This window comes from Dyella japonica, from assembly GCF_040545895.1.
Lineage (GTDB): Bacteria > Pseudomonadota > Gammaproteobacteria > Xanthomonadales > Rhodanobacteraceae > Dyella > Dyella japonica_D.
Map to the genome: position 1 here is coordinate 35,229 of NZ_JBEPMU010000005.1, position 16,418 is coordinate 51,646.

Annotated in this window: 5 protein-coding genes; 3 read left to right on the top strand and 2 right to left on the bottom strand. The window is 63.9% G+C overall.

All coding sequences use genetic code 11. The annotated features are described in order from the left end of the window. Window positions 1-153: 153 nt before the first annotated feature. Together ABIC75_RS16080 and ABIC75_RS16085 are read right to left on the bottom strand one after the other, a co-directional pair. Window positions 154-11,100 carry an autotransporter-associated beta strand repeat-containing protein gene (locus ABIC75_RS16080; RefSeq protein ID WP_354014904.1) on the bottom strand — a complete coding sequence of 3,649 codons (10,947 nt, stop codon included), beginning with the start codon at window positions 11,098-11,100 and terminating at the stop codon, window positions 154-156. A 473-nt stretch (window positions 11,101-11,573) separates the two neighbouring features. Further along, complete coding sequence (locus ABIC75_RS16085) at window positions 11,574-12,524, bottom strand: helix-turn-helix domain-containing protein (RefSeq protein WP_354015293.1); 951 nt, start codon at window positions 12,522-12,524, stop codon at window positions 11,574-11,576. 305 nt (window positions 12,525-12,829) lie between these two features. Between ABIC75_RS16085 and ABIC75_RS16090 the strand changes: the two genes are divergently transcribed. From ABIC75_RS16090 to ABIC75_RS16100, 3 genes are all read left to right on the top strand, one after another. Further along, window positions 12,830-14,050, top strand: a complete 1,221-nt coding sequence (locus ABIC75_RS16090; protein ID WP_354014905.1) for a DUF418 domain-containing protein — start codon at window positions 12,830-12,832, stop codon at window positions 14,048-14,050. A 172-nt stretch (window positions 14,051-14,222) separates the two neighbouring features. Then, complete coding sequence (locus ABIC75_RS16095; protein ID WP_354014906.1) at window positions 14,223-15,497, top strand: PQQ-dependent sugar dehydrogenase; 1,275 nt, start codon at window positions 14,223-14,225, stop codon at window positions 15,495-15,497. Between the two features lie 129 nt (window positions 15,498-15,626). Continuing rightward, complete coding sequence (locus ABIC75_RS16100; RefSeq protein WP_354014907.1) at window positions 15,627-16,250, top strand: lysozyme inhibitor LprI family protein; 624 nt, start codon at window positions 15,627-15,629, stop codon at window positions 16,248-16,250. The last annotated feature ends 168 nt before the right edge of the window (window positions 16,251-16,418 follow it).

Consider the following 16,418-nt stretch of genomic DNA (forward strand, 5'->3'; position numbering starts at 1 on the left):
TCCGCTATTTCTTGCCGATCCGCGCAATGCTTATGACGAAGTGTTCTATCCATATTCCCATGGATGGCCAAACGGCGTGCGACGAAAGCCGAAGCCAGGTTCGCACCGCGCATCGAGCCCGCACCGGTGATGTGGACTCGATGCGGCGATCCATTACCAACGCATGCGGAAGCCGAGCGTACCGTTCACCGCATGCGAATCGCCGAAGTGCGACAGCCCGGTCTGCGCCTGCACTTCGCCATACACCGAATAGCGGCCACCGGCCCAATCCAGCGAACCGCCAAGGCCGAAGCCGCCCCACCAGCGCTCGTTGCGCGTGCTGAAGTCGGTGCCGGCCACGTTCACCTGCGCCGTGTCCTTGAAGTTGTCGTAGACGTTGGCGATGGCGTACACGTGCGTGACGACCGGACCCGAGTCGCCCGAATGCGTGCTCAGGTAGTCGATGGCCGCGCCTCCGCGCGCCGCGGCGGCGGTGCCGCTCTGCTGCGACACGCGCGCACCGAACGCGTCGTTGAAGCCGTCGAACGAGACGTTGCCCCAGGTCACCTGCGCTTGCGGCACGATGGACCACGCATCGCTCAGGCGGAAGCGCTGGCCCACTTCCACGCCCGCAGCGTAGCCAGCGGCCTTGTTGTCGTTCTCGGCCATGCCCAGCGTGTTGGAGTGCAGGTCCGAATCGAGATGCATCCAGCGCAACTGGCCATCCACATAGAGGCCGTTGTTGGCGTACCAGGTCAACGCGGCGCCCACGCCATAGGCGCGAGTGTTGATGCGGCCATCGCCATAAGCCGAACTCACGTCGGAGTTGTAGTGGTCGTAGTGCAGCGACGCGCTGCCGACCAGCTTGCCCGAGCCGTTGTCGGACAGCGTCGCATCCAGGCCCACTTCCGATTTCCAGTCCGAGATGTCGTAGTTGGTGCCAGTGGTGCTGGATTCGGGCTTGATGGTGTGATCGCCGCCTTGCACGCGCGTCCACACGCCTTCGCCCGGCGTCATCGCATCGCTGGGCTGACCATCGGCCCACTGGCGATCGCCCGTGCGCTGCACCAGCGTGTCCAACGTGTTGGCCTGCTGCAGGATGCCGGCATAGGCTTCGTACAGCGGCACGCCCGGCTGGTACAGCGGCGTGCCACCGCCGCCGGTGGGATTGCCCGGATTGGTCGGGCCGGTCGGGTTGCCGGGATCCGTCGGCGGATCCGTCAACGCCGAACGCAGGTACCAGTCACCATCCGGTCCATTGACGCCGTCCTTGTACAAGCGATACGCGTAGGCACCGGCAACCACCGCCTGCTGGCCCTGGAACACGTAGTCGCCCTTCAACGCGAACGTGCCATTCGATGCGCCCTGCACGTCGATGATCTTGATGCCCTGCGTGGTGGCCGCACCCGCACCGCCTACGTTGGTCACCTGCACCGTCGTGTTGCCTGAGGTATTGCCCGTCACTACCAGCATGTCGGTAGCTGAGTTGTCGCCACCCAGTGCGCTGTTGATGTTCAACATGCCGCCCTGGCCGACGTAATCGCCCTGCACCGTGAGCGTGGTGCCCGGTGCGCGGCCGAAGTTCACGCTGCCTGCGTTGGTGAGTGCGCCGGTACGTTGCGCGAAGCCGCCGAGATCGAGCGTGGCGCCGCTTTGCACAGTCGTTGCGGACGATGCATTAAACGCATTCGCCACTGCCGCACTCAAGGTGCCCGCCGCAACGGTGGTATCGCCCGCGTACGTCGATGCACCGCCGAGCTCCAATGTGCCGTCACCGGTCTTGGTGAGGCTGCCCGAACCCTGCAGGCCATTGCTGATCGTGAGCGTGGTGCCGTTGTCGGTGTCGATGGTGGCCGCTCCGCCCAGACCGACGGTGCGGTTGGTCTGCATCGTGCCGGTGGTGTGCAGCGTCGCGTCGTTGATCGAGAGGCTGCCCGAAGCGAGGCCGAGGTTGCCGTCGTTGGCGATCTGCAACGTACCGGCTTGTATCGTGGTGCCGCCGATGTAGGTGTTCGCGCCGTTGAGCACCAGCGTGCCGAGGTCATCCTTCACCAGCATCGCGCCACCGGTAATCACGGAGTCGATGGTGGCCGTCATGCCTGCGCCAGCCGCGGTGCCATCGCCCACGCGGATGGTGGCGGCGCCGCCCGCCAGCGCAATGCTGCCGCCGGTGAGGCGATAACCGTCGCTCTGGAACTGCATGCCCGAGGCAGTCACCTGCCCGTTCGTGTTGTCCACCGTCACCGTGCCGCCGGTGCCGCCGAACACCGCGAACGTGCCGTTGCTGTACGGCGCGTTGAGCGCACCGGTGGCGTCGGTCCAGTAGTCGTTGTCGGCTAGGCGCCAGGTGCCGGTGCCGCCAGTGATCGCACCGTCGTTCGCGTGGCCGGGGCCGTCCCAGAAGCTCAACGTCAGGCCATCGGTGTTCACCAGGTTCACCTGGTTGGCGAGCGAGGTCTGCACGAACACGTTGGTGCTCGGCGTGCTGCCGATCGCCAGACCGTTGTCGGTGAGCGTGCCGTCGTAGTTGAACAAGCGATACACGCCCGCGCCGAAGGTGCCGCCCGGCGTGGTGGACACGTTGAGCGTGCCATCCAGCGTGAGGTTGCCGTGCACGACGGTGAGATCGTTGAGGCTGCCGCCCACCGTGCCGGCCTGGCCCAGCTGATAGTCGAGCGTGGCGCCTGCGTTGAGCGTGAGGTTGCCGTTGACGGTCAGCGTGCCCGGCGAGTTGCCGGGGCTGAGCGTGCCGCCGTTGGCCACCGTCACGTCGCCGCCGATGATGCCCGAGCCGCCCAGCGTGCCGCCGTTCTGCACCGTCGTTGCACCCGTGGCGGCGGACTGGTCGCCGTCGACAAGCAAGGTGCCGCCCGACACCGTGGTGGCGCCGGTATACGTGTTGTTGCTGGAGAGCGTGGTGGTACCGCTGCCCATCTGCGTCACGCCGCCGGTGCCGGAAATGGCGCCGCCAAACGTTTGGACGTCCGAACGATCGAACGCCAGTGTGCCATTGTCGACCACGTCGCCCACGATCGAGCCGCTCGCACCGCCCTCACCGAGCTGCAGCGTGCCGCCGCTGATCGTGGTGCCGCCGGTGTAGCTGTTGTTGCCCGCCAGCACCAGCGTGCCGAGATCGGACTTGGTCATGCCGTTGCTGCCGGTGAGCACGGAGGCGATCGTCGCCGTCATGCCCGCGCCGGCCGTGGTGCCGTCGCCCACGCGGATCACCGGCGCCGTGCCGACCAGCGCGATGGCGTCACCTTCCACGCGATAGCCGTCGGTGGCGAACTGCATGCCGTCGCTGTTGACGGCACCCTGCGTGGTCGCATCGACGGTCACCGTACCGGCCGCGCCGGCGAACACGGCAAAGCTGCTGTCCTGGTACGGCGCATTGATGGAGCCGTCGAGCAAGGTCCAGTTGTCGTTGCCCGTGCTGCCCTGCCACACGCCGTCGCCGCCCTGCACCTGGCCATCGCCGCGCGCGCCGTTGCCGTCCCAGAAGTTCACCGACAAACCATTCGTGTTGACCAGGTTCACCTGCTGCGCAATCGAGGTCTGCAGGAAGTAATCCGGCGACGGCACCGAGCCGATGGTGAGGCCGTTGTCGGTGAGCGCGCCGGTGTAGCCGATGATGCGGTAGATGCCCGGGTCGAACGTACCGCCCGAGGACACCGAGACGTTGAGCGTGCCGTCGAGCGTGAGGTCGCCATTGACCTGCACCAGATCATTGAGCGGACCGCCCACGACGTTTGCCTGGCCCAGGTTGATGCTGAGATTGGACGCGCCGCTCAACGCCACGCTGCCCTTCACCGTCAGCGTTCCCGGTGCGCTGCCGACATCACCCGGGCTGAGCGTGCCGCCGTCGGCGATGCTCACGTCGCCGCCGATAACGCCCTTGCCGCCGAGCGTGCCGCCGCTGTCGACCGAGGTGACACCCGTGGCCGCGGACTGGTCGCCGTTGATGATCAGGCTGCCCGCGCGCACGGCCGTCGGACCGGTGTAACTGTTGGCGGCGCTGAGCACGGTGATTCCGCTGCCCTGCTGTTCCAGCGCGCCGCTACCGGAGATGGCGCCCGTGAAAGCGAGCGTGTCGGAACGATCGAACACCAGCGTGCCGTTGTTGGTGATGTTGCCGAGGATCGAGCCCGTGGTGCCGCCATTGCCAAGCTGCAATGCGCCAGCGGCAATCGTCGTGCCGCCGGTGTACGTGTTGTCCGCGGTGAGCACGAGCCCGGCATTGCCTCCCTTGGTCAGCGAGCCCGCGCCGACGATGGCGCCGGTGAGCGTGAGGTCGGCATCGGTCAGCAAGCTACCGCCCGGATTGTTCAATGTGATGGTGCGGCTGGAAGTGAAGGATGCACTGTTCTCCAGCGCGCCGCTATTGAAGGTGAGTGCGCCGCTCGCGTTGCCGAGATTCGCATCGCTGGAAACGATGATGCTGCCCGCGTCGATGGTGGTACCACCGGCGTAGGTGTTGGTGCCGCTCAGCGTCAGCGCGCCAGCACCGATCTTGGTGAGTGCACCGGCGCCGGAGATGACGCGAGGCGCACTCAGGTCAGCCTGCGTATCGAACGTTGCGCCGCCCTGGTTGATCGTGGTGGTGCGTGCAAGCGAGAACGCAGCCGTGTTGCGCAACGTACCGCCGTCGAAGCTGAGCGTGGCCGCGGCACCGCCGAGGAAGGAATTGTTCGATACCTGCACCACGCCGCCATTGATGGCCAGGCTGCCAGTGAAGGGGTTGCTGTTGGTGAGCACCAACGTGCCGAGGTCTTCCTTCACCAGTTGCACGTTGGTGCCGGTCATCTGCGCGCCGATGGTCGCCGTCATGCTGGCGCCGGCAGCAGTGCCGTCGCCGACACGGATCACATCCTGTCCGGTGGCGAGGGTGATCGAGCTGCCGGTGACGGTATAGCCATCCACCGCAAACTGCATGCCGGAGCTCGTCACCGCGCCCGCGGTGTTGTCCACGGTGACCGTGCCCCGCACGCCCATGAAGATGGCGAACTCGCCATCGGTATACGGCGCGTTGAACTGGCCCGTCTGATCGGCCCAGTTGCTGTTGCCGGCACTGGCCTGCCAGACACCGGCGCCACCGTCGATGGTGTTGTTCGCGTGGCCATTGGGGCCGTCCCAGAAGTTCAGCGTGAGCCCGCTGCTGTTGAGCAGGTTCACCTGATTGGCCACGGACGTCTGCACCTGATACGTGCCCGCCGGCGTCGTGCCCAAGGTGAGGCCATTGCCGCTCAGCGTGCCGTCGTAACTGATGATGCGATACAGGCCCGGGCCGAAGCTGCCGCCCGGCGTGGCCGACACATTGAGCGTGCCATTCAAACCGAGATTGCCATGCACCACGGTGAGGTCGTTGAGCGCGCCGCCCACCACGTTGGGCTGGCCGAACTGGTAGTTCAACGACGAGGTGGCGCCCAGCGCCAGGCCGCCGTTGATGGTCAGCGTGCCCGCTGCACTGGCATCGCCTGGGTTGAGTGCGCCGCCGTTTGCCACCGTCACGTTGCCACCGATGGTGCCGACACCGCCGAGCGCGGCGCCGCTCTGCACAGTGGTCCCACCGGTGGCGGCAGACTGGTTGCCGTCGATCAACAGCGTGCCGGCCTGCACGTTTGTCGTGCCCGCGTAGCTGTTCGTGCCAGTGAGCACGGTGGTACCGCTGCCGAACTGGTTCACGCCGCCCGTGCCGGAGGCGAGTCCGCCAAACGTATAGACGTCCGAACGATTGAACGACAGCGTGCCATTGTCGGTCACGTCGCCCACGATGGAACCGTTGGCGCCGCCATTGCCCAACTGCAGCGTGCCCGCGGTGATCGTCGTGCCGCCGGTGTAGACGTTGGTCGCGGTGAGCACCGTGGTGCCGGTGCCCGACTGCACCACGTCGCCCGCGCCGGAGATGGTGCCGCTCAGCGTCATCGTGTCGGAGCGGTCGAAGCCCAGCGTGCCCGCCGTGTCGACGATGACGGTAGGACTCGCGATGGCGCCCGTGGTGCCGCCATTGCCGATCTGCAACAGGCCCGCGTTGACCACGGTGTTGCCGGTGTAGGTGTTGTTGCCGGTCAGCAACCAGGTGCCCGCATCATTCTTGCCCACGGTGGTCACGCCACCCGTGCCATCGACAATGGAACCGCCCATGGTGTTGTTGCCGGTGTTGGTGCCACCCAGGCCCAAGGTGCGGTTGCCGCTGCCGGCATACGCCGCCGGACCGGTGTTGCTGAACACGATGGCGCCGGTGCCGGACGACTCGATCACGCTGGTGCCAGCCGACAAGGTGAACAACCGATCGGTGGTGTCGCCGGCGCCGGTGTAGCGCAGGGTCGCACCACTGCCGATCACCAGGTTGGTCGCAGCATTCGACGACGCGCCGATGCTGCTGGCCTGGCCGCCGTTGGTGAGATGGTCCACGCCGAGCACGCCACCCGTGATGGTGGTGACGCCGCCGTACGTGCTGGCCGCGTTGCGCAGGATCCACGTGCCGGTGCCGGTCTTGTTGACCGAGGTATTGCCCGTGCCGTTGTTGGTGATCTGCAACGCCAAGCTGTTGTTGGCGGTGCTGGTGCCGGTGAGCGTGACGGTCTGCGCCGAGTTGGCGGCACCGCTGAAAGCGACTGCACCGGTATTGGTGAACTGCAGCGCACCCGCGCCGGACGCATCCAGCGCACTCGACGGCCCCAGTGTGAACAGGCGATCGGTGGTGTTGCCCGCACCCAAATACTGCAGCGTGCCGTTGTTGAGCACGAGATTGCTGGCGGCATTGCTCGATGCGCCGATAGAACTGGTCGTGCCACCATCGGCGAGCACATTCACCTGCAGCGTGCCGCCGACGAGCGCCGTGGTGCCGTTGACATTGAGAGTGCCGATGGTGGTGGTGCCGGTATAGGTGCTGGCGCCACCGCTGAGATATTCGATGTTCGCACCCGTCTTGGCGAAGCTTCCCGTGCCCGCGATGGCACCGGCGTAGGTTGCGGTAGAGGCCACGCCGCTTCCGCTGGTGACCGTCAACGTGGCGCTGCCCAGATTGATGTTGCCACCTGCGGTGCCGCCGCCAGCCAGATAGCTCGCCTGCGTATTGAAGCCGTTAAGGTCCACCGACAAGCCGGCGACGTTGTCCGTCACCAGATAGCCGCTGCCGAACGCGTTGGTGGCGCCGGCGCGCAGGATGCCGCCGCGCACGTAGGTGCCAACGACGTTGGTGTTGCTGCCGCTCAGCACCAGCGTGCCCGCGCCCTGTTTTTGGATCTGACCGTTGTTCACGATCGGTCCGCTGATACCCAACGTGGTACCGGCATTGCTCACGTTGATCGCGGAGTTGGCGATCAGCTGGATGCCACGGTCGATGGAAACGCTGGTACCCGTATAGATGAACGTGCCGCCCAGCTGGAAGTTGGACGCCGCATTGCTCGACGCGCCGATACCGCTGGGCTGGCCGCCATTGGCCAGGCAATCGGTGCTGAGCGTGCTCGAGAGGATGACGGTGGCGCCGGTATAGCTGTTGCCGCAGCCGGTCATGATCTGCGTGCGCCCGCTGCCGATGGTTACACCACCCACACCGCTGATGGAGCCTGCCCACACACCATTGCCGTTGATCGTCAACCCGCTGCCCGTACCGAGCGTGACGCTGCCCGCGCCGTTCAACGCACCGATGCTGACCGGAAACGTGGCTGCATCCAGTGTGGCGCCGGCGTTGACCGTCATCTGGCCATTGGCACCGAACGCCGTGGAGGAGCCGGCGCGCAAGGTGCCGTCCGTGATGGTCGTGCCACCGCTATAGGTGTTGGCGCCGGCCAACACCAGCGTGCCGTCGCCGTCCTTGTTCAACGCGCCACTGCCGACGACGGCGCCGCTGTCAGTCAGTGTGGTGGTCGCCTGATCGACGGAGACATGGGCCTGGCCCGAGGCGAGCGTGAAGCCGCGATTGGTCGACACATCGGCGCCCGTGTATTCCAGGCCACCACCGCTCTGAAGCACCAGACTGCTAGAGGCATTGCTGCCTGCGCCGATGCCACTGTCAACACCGCCATTGGCCAGTGTGCCAGTCGACAACAAGCCGCCGCTCACGACGACCGGACCAATGAAATCATTAGCGGCGTTGGATAGCGTCAAGGTGCCGGCGCCGGTCTTGGTGAAGCCCGCATCGTCAGGACTGGTCACTACGCCGCTGAAAGTCAGATCGGTGGTGCCGTCCACCTGGATTGTGCGCGACGGGCCACCATCGACCAGGGTGAAGCCGCGATCGGTGCCGTTGGTCGCGCCGGTGTAATGCAGCGTGCCGTTCTCCAGCACGAGGTTGGAGGGATCATTGGACGAGGCGCCGATGGCGCTCGCACTGCCGCCGTTGGCGACGCTATTGAAGCCCAGCGTGGTGCCGCTCACCGTCGTCGCGCCGGTATACGTATTGGCGCCAAAGAGCGTCACTGCGCCCGTGCCCAGACCGTTCACGGCGAAGCTGGTGGCGCCGCCGTCGTCGACGATGGTGGAGCTGATGTTGAAATTGCCCGAGCTATTCTGCAGCACGCCCAGGGGGCTGCCGGCAGCACCACCCGTCAGCGAGCCACCCTGGATCGTCTCCGTTGCGCTGCCCGCCGTGGGCGACACGATGATGCTGCCGTCGATGCTCAGCGTATTGCCGGTACCCACGGTCACGATGGAGGTCGCCGCGGCGGCCACCTTCATGCCGCCCAGCGCGACGTTGCCGTTCACGGTGCCAAAGTACGGCGTGTTGGCGTTGCCGCCCTCGTCGCTGACGATGTCGCCGCTCTGCCAGGTGCTCGCATCGTCCTTGTCCGCGTAATTGGTGAACGCGGTGATCATGCCGCCGGTCACCTGCGCGTAGTCCGACGAGTTCACCGTGGCCCAGCCACCGAGCGCGCCATCGGCATTGGTGGTGGTGATGGTGGTGCCGGTGTTGAACGCGAAATCGACCAGGCCGCTGCTGCGGTTGATCGCGCCCAGCGAGAGCCCCAGCGTGCCGCCGCTGCCCGCGGTGGCGCTGATGCGGTTGTTGCCGCCAGTGATATCGAGGCCGTTGAATGCCTGCGCGCTGGCACCGGCCTTGCCCGTGACGGACAGCGTGCCACCATCGAGATCGAGCGCGGAAGCACTATTGATGATGTTGCTGGCCGGCGCACCCGTAGCCGCGAAATTCAACGCCAGCGTGCCGGCGCCAATGGTGGTGGCGCCGGTATACGTATTGGCGCCGGTGAGTGTCTGCATGCCTGCACCCAGTTTGGTGAGGCTGCCGGTGCCGCCGATGCTGCCCGCGTACGAGGTGCTGCCTGAGGCGGCATTGAGCGTGAGCGAACCACTGCCAAAATTCACCGTGCCACCCGTGCCCGCCAGCGAGGGCGCCGTGATGGCCAGGTTGTTGAGATCGAGCAAGCCGCCATTGACAATCAACCCGGTCGATGCACCGAAGGCATTGGTGCTGCCCGCGGTCAATGTGCCGGCCGTGACGGTCGTGGTACCCGCATAGGTGTTGTTGCCGCTGAACACCCAGCTACCGCTGCCGTTGATCACGACGCTGCCGTTGCCGCTGATGGTGCCGGAATCCGTATTGGTACCGGTGTACGTGCCGCCCAGCGTGAGCGAGTTGGTGCCGGTTGCGCTGAAGGCGCCGACGCCGGTGAACGAGAGCGCTCCCTGGCCATTGTTGGCGATGGTGTTGGCGCCCAGGAAGGTGTACGTGCGATTGGTCGATGCCGCGCTGGTTCCCGTGTAATACAGCTTGGCATTGCTCAGATTGATGTTGCCGAGCGTGCCGATACCAAACGAGCTGGCGGTGCCTGCGTCCGCCAACGACGATGCATACAGGTTGATGTTGGTGATGCCGACCGGACCACTGTAGGTGTTGGCCCCCAGCACCGTGATGTTCCGCCCCGCGTTACCGGTGTAGAAGATCTCGCCCGTCCCGGTGTTGCTGATGACACCTCGCAAGTTGAAATCACCGTTGAGGGCGCTGAACGCCTGCGTGCCCGATCCGCCCCCCACGGCGATGTTGCCGCTCAGGTCCAGCACGTTGCCCACCACGCCTTGGTTGATCAGCGACGTGCCGCCGTTGACGAACCGCCAGTCGCGATTGGATACGTCGCCATCACCGGTGTAATACAGGTTGCCGTTGAGGCCACCACCCGAGGCCACGGTGATGATGCCGTTCGCCTGCGTGGTCGGGGCGCCGAGCGAACTGACCTCGCCCAGGTTGCCAACGGAGGTGAAACCGTAGTTGCCACCCGTATTGAACGAAGTGGTGCCGGTGTAATCGTTGGCATTGTTGGCCAGGGTGACGCCACTGCCGAGATTCAGACTGCCGATGCCGGTGAATCGCGCCGTGCCGACGCCATTGCCCGCGATGGTGCTGCTGCCGAGCACCGTTACCACGCGACTGGCCGCCAGCGCCGAGCCGGAGCCGTCCGTCGGCACGGTGGCGGTGAGCCCGGTGCCACTCGCCAACGTGATGCCGTTGCCCGCATTGCCGAGGTTGGCATCGCTGGTCACCGCCAAGGTGCCGGCATTGACGGTGATGCCACCGGTGAACGTGTTGGCTCCGCCCAGCGTCAAGAGTCCCGCTCCATTCTTGGCGAGGCCTGCGTTGCCGGCGATCACCGAGAGAATCGTGCCTGCACCCGAGATGCTGGGCGTGGGGCCGGCCAGGGTGAGCGTGCCGTTCTTTAACGTATAGCCCGTGACGTTGAAGATGACCGAGTTGGCCGTGACGTTCGTACCCAGCGTCACCGTGGCCGCCGTACCCGCGAAGATGGCGTTGTCGAGCGACGTGTTGTTCCACACGGTGAAGGGCCCGGCGACGCCGTCGGAAGCAGCGTTCCAGTTGGCCAACGTGGTATCCCACACGCCCACGCCGCCACTGCCCGCCGAACCGCCATTGACGTCCCAGTACTTATCGGCTGCCAGCGTCGGCGTCGCATACAGTGACGCCAGTCCCATCAGCACACCGAGGCGCAACGTCCACGCACCGTGCGAGGCGCGAGCCGGTGATGACCGTTCGTCGATAGTCGACGACGCGGCACATCCGCGTCCCTTGCCGTGCTTGCCGGTGAGTTCGGAAGCCACCACCCACGCGTTGAGCGCCTTGGACCAGACGATGCGGAATACACGGTTCATCACGTTCCCCTGTCGATGTGCAATCGAATGCAGTTGTTGTTGGCGGTGCGTTGGCCGCCGTATATCAGGCCGAATCCAGGCCTGTGGTTCGGTGGCGCGCCGCGCGCCGATAGACGAGAAGCCGGGCCCATGCCGTGGTGCCGCGACAACGGCGCGCACGCCGACGCGCGCGCGGACGCACGAGGCAGCCATCGGAGATGAATCGATTCAAATCCATGGGAAACGTCGGTATTGGCACAGCCCCTGAGCCGGAGGGGGTTCTCCGGCCGATGGCCCGCTGACACGCGTGGATCGATCCCCTGTACCGTGCCTGCGGCGTCTTTTAGGAAAGCTCGGCGCAAGCGTATGCAACCGATGCGACAGGAAATCGGCGTGACGTCTCTTTTCGCTCGGCGTAGCGTCTCTTTTCAAACGCAAATGCATTCGACGTCGCTGGCGACATGCACCCGGCGCGTGCGCAAAACCAGCACTGTTTAACCCTGCTCGTTCGTCCTCGCTGCGCTCGGCGTCATGCCGAAGCGCGTCCGAAAACTCCGCAGCAGTTGATTGCTGCTGGAAAAGCCGAGGCTGTATGCGATCTCCGTGATCGAACGCGTCGTTCGCACGGCTCCCGTTAGCTCGCGAAAGGCCGCGTCCAGCCGTATGTCGCGTAGCACCTTCGCCACGCCGCCATCACTGGCGAAAGCGCGATACAGGTGGGCACGCGACACCTTGAAACGGCGGCAGAGAAAATCGGGCGACAACTCCAGCAGATGGACGTTGTGCGTGATGAACTCGACGATGCGCTGGCGCAGCCCGGCACCGAGCAGCGACCTGCCGTCGACGCCACCGTGCATGTCATCTTTCAATGCGGCCGACAGCAACGTGACCACCGCCTCCTGCACCGCCGTGGCCTGCGAGTCGTGCAACGGCGCGCCGAGCGAACTCACGCCTCGCAACATGGAGGCGAGTAGCGGCGTCATGGCCCCATTCGCCTTGAGCACGACGCCGTGCAGGTTGCTCGAGCCGATGGCTTTTTCGAGCGCCTGTCGCGGCATCGCCATCGACAGCATCGATCCCGCCTCGGCCTGGCGTTGCGGCGTCTGTGAAAGATCGAAGATGCAGATGTCGCCCACGCCCGCGCCGGGCGCCTGTTCATCGACACCGGCTTGCAACGAGTCAGTGGTCAGAAGCTGCAGAAGATAGTGGCCGGTTTCGCTCCGCCTCGCGCCATGTCCGTCGCGATGTTCGCGCTGACGCGTGAATGCTACGACTCCGGTCGACAATGGTCCGATGTTGCGCGCAGGCATCGACCCGGTGAGCGACGCGTCATCACGCTCCGCGAAGGGCGCCATCTCCACGATGGGCCAAACCACGTCGCGCAAGGAAACGTTGCGCTCGTCCGCATCAACGACATCCGCAGCAACATCCACTTCCCCAGCCATCACGAATCGCCCCCTGTCGGCTTCGATGGCCCCACTCGTCCGACCTTGCACAATCGTCGGAATCGCTTTCGGCGCGGGATGCTAGCAGATCGCGCCACGTGCTTGCGCCATGAGCATCACGATTCGGGTTGGCTGCAAGATTCCGCACACGATCTCGTCAAGCGGCGCGCGAATCAGCGCGAATGTCCGACCCATTTCGAAGAAAAACTCGCAAGAACCTGCGCACTGGAGGCTTGCGGGTTCGGCATGACCCGCGCATCATCCGCCCGCCATCGTCATTGGCTGCTCCGCGCAAAGGCGCTCTCATGCAGCAAGCCGCTGTGATCGTGAATGATGCTTCGACGACCGAGCACTCCGCTCCGGTCAGTCCTACGGCGCGTGTTCAAGCCATCGATGTTCTTCGCGGGCTGGCGCTGTTTGGCGTGCTCATGGTCAATCTGATGACCGAGTTTCGCGTCTCTCTTTTCCAGCAGTTTCTTCCGCCTGATCCGGCGATGCCGCTGATCGACCGCATCGCGGATACGTTCGTCAGCTCGGCGCTGGAGCTGAAGGCGATCTCGCTGTTCTCACTCTTGTTCGGTGTCGGGATGGCCATCCAGTTTGAGCACCTGGAGGCAAGCCAGGCCCGGTTGTCGTTGCTTGTTCGTCGTGTCGCGGTACTGCTGGTCTTCGGCCTCGTCCATATGTGTCTTATATGGAACGGCGACATTCTTACGGAGTACGCGCTCATCGGGATGCTGGCCATTCCATTCCTCTATCTCCCCAACCGCATTCTCGTCGTGACGGCATTGGGTTTGTTCGCGCTCTTTGCCGGCCTCTCGCTGCTCTTGCCACCGAGCTACTGGCCAACGACCGCCTTCCTTCAACAACAAGTAACGAACGCCAACCATGTGTATGCCGACGGTGGCTACGCGGATGTGCTGCGTTTCCGGCTGCAGGAGATACCCATGGTCCTGCGTCTTCTTGTCTATATTGCACCCAGGACACTCGCACTCTTCCTCATCGGCATCCTCGTCTGGCGCAGCGGCATGCTTCGCCATCCCGCCGCGCACAAGCGCTTGCTCGTCCGCACTGCAGTGGTTGGCCTCTTACTGGGTGCAGCCCTGACATTCACGGACAGCACAGGACGCGATCTCGTGCCTGCCGACTATCAACCCTGGTTGGCGTTGATTGAGCCATTAGGCCCCGTTGCCCTGGCATGGGGATACGCAAGCGTGTTGCTCTTGCTGCTGGGGCTCACGCAGGCACGCACGATGCTTGGGATATTCGCACCTCTGGGCCGAATGGCCTTCACCAACTACATAAGCCAGTCACTGCTTTTTGGATGGCTGTTCTATGGCTACGGCCTTGGCTGGTTTGGCCACTTGGGAGCGGCGCTGACTTTCATGCTGGGTCTCGCGGTCTACATCGCCCAGATCATTCTCAGCGCATGGTGGCTCCGCCACTTCAGATTCGGCCCTATCGAGTGGTTATGGCGCAGCTTGATGTATGGCATTCGCCAGCCGATGCTGCTGCCCAGGACGTAAGTTCATGGCCCGAGGTTGGCTTTAGGCCCAAAGCGAACATGCGGAGAGCCTAAATACGTCAGATGAACGTCGAACAATGCGTTGGAGGCTGGCGAGGCGTGAGTGTTCCTGCCGATCAACTTCGCTCTCGATACAGAGCGCACACCGAGATGAGTGGTCTTAAGGGGGACCCATGTCTTTTGAAACCAGGTTTGGCGCGATCAGCCATCCTTTGAGCTGTTGTTGCTTGGACAACTGGCTCCGCCTCATCGGCAAGCTCGCTTTATGCCTGCCCATGGTGCTTGGCGTGGCACAACCGGGATACGCGCATGAAAGCTACAGGACGCTCGGCACCTGTGGCGGCTACCCGCGCCTGGACCTGCAAACTGCCCCCGGAACTTGCGTGGGACTGGTGGCCCAACATCTCGGCTTCCCTCGCGGAGCCGCAGTACTTGGCGATGACATCTACGTGGTCGACAACGGGGATTGGGTCCCCGACAAAGGCAGGCTCCTGCGCCTGCGGAGTGGCCAGCCTCCGCAAGTACTGATGAGCGGACTGGATCGACCCAACGCGATCATAGTGACCGCAGACAAGCGCATTCTTATGGCCTTGGCGGGCCGAATTGCGAGTATTGATCCCGAGGCATCCGATCCGCGCGCGACCTGGCGGGATGTCGTGATGAATCTTCCCGATAGCGGGCGACATCCTCTTCCAGCCATGGCCTTGGCGAAGGACGGTTCGCTCTATATCAATGTGGGTAGCGCATCCGACAATTGCGATCAGGACATCGGAAAGCCAGCGCATGGCAACGTATGTCGTGAAACGCTGGAATCCCCACCGCGCGGATCGGTGCTCCTTGCGAAATTGGGCGCGAGCGAACCGTTGGACGCCCGGCAATTACCCGTGTTTGCCCGGGGGCTGCGCAACAGCATGGCACTCGCCCTAAGTCCGGACGGCCAGGTCATTGATGCCGTCAACGCGCGTGACGCCATCAATGCGATTGACCCGGGATATTCCGATGAAGAGATGCCCCACGACACGCTTGACTACCTGGTGGCCGGCGCCGACTACGGTTGGCCCTATTGTTTCGATGACAACCGGGCGAGTCCCGAGAATGCGCAATACGACTGCAGCACGAAAGCGCATCCCACGCGCCTGCTACCATCTCACGCCGCACCTCTGGGCATGCTGATCTATGAGGACAACGGCTTGCCGGGTCAGCAACACCACTTGATCATCAGTTATCACGGCTATCGCGATTCGGGACATCGCATTGTCAGCTTGGCGCTTGATGATCACTTCCATCCCAGCGGCGAACCTCAAGACCTCGTGTGGGGTTGGAACAACGCGCCTGGTGACCATCCGATGGGATCGCCGGTGTCCATCACGGAAATGAGTGACGGCAGCTTGCTGGTCACCGAAGATCGCAACGGCACGCTGTTGAAGATTGCGGCGCCTGGGCCGTAGGGGCGCGGCTTTTGGCGAAAGCGGGCATCTCAGATGAAGCGCAAATAGAGCTCAAGAGGGAATACGTTCGCTGAGCGTCATGCGCGTTTAAGGATGAGTTGCAGTACCAGAGAGGTTAAGGAGTAGGTGATGAAAAAGGTGTTTCGTTCTCGATCTTTGTCAGCGGTAATGGTTCTACTCTTCTCCTTCGGCAACCAGGCCATCGCAGCGGGTTTTGACTGCTTGCACGCACAGGAAGCCAACGAAAAGCTCGTATGCAACGACGCGGAACTCTCTGCACAAGATGACCAACTCAACGCGCTATACAAGGCAGTATTGGCTACCAGTGCCGTGAACAAGGTCGCAGGCATCACTGCCGATCAGAAAGCATGGCTATTCCAGGTGCGCAATGCCTGCATGGACCGAACCTGCCTCAAGACGGCGTATGACCGTCGGATGGAAGCGTTGTCGCGAATCAATGACAACACTGCCTTCGTATTCAATGCATCCGAATTCAGTAACCAGGTCGAAGGTTTTCAGGCGAGTCTGGAGCGAAGCGGGTCACCAATGAAGTTGGAGGGATGCCAAGCCATGCTTCGCATAGGAACATCAGCAGAGCGAAGCTACGGCGCCTTCTGTCAGGTAGGTGGGCGGACGATCTTGATGTGCGATGACACGATGGTGGGCAAGCTGACCGTGTCGTTCAACCCACCAGGGTCGAGCCTGCAAGTCCTGGCCGACTTCACCAGAAATAACTGCCCCCCGGGCGGCTGATGCTCGGCCAGGAAGTAGCACATGGAAAGATAAAGTCCGCTTTTGATCTGAAGCAGACATTTTCCGAAGATGGATACGTGACACCTGATGTGTGTTGTGTTCGATGAGAGGAGCACGAGATGTGCGAACCAACAGCTGAGGGCCTGAAGCGCTATCCCGAGTCGGCGG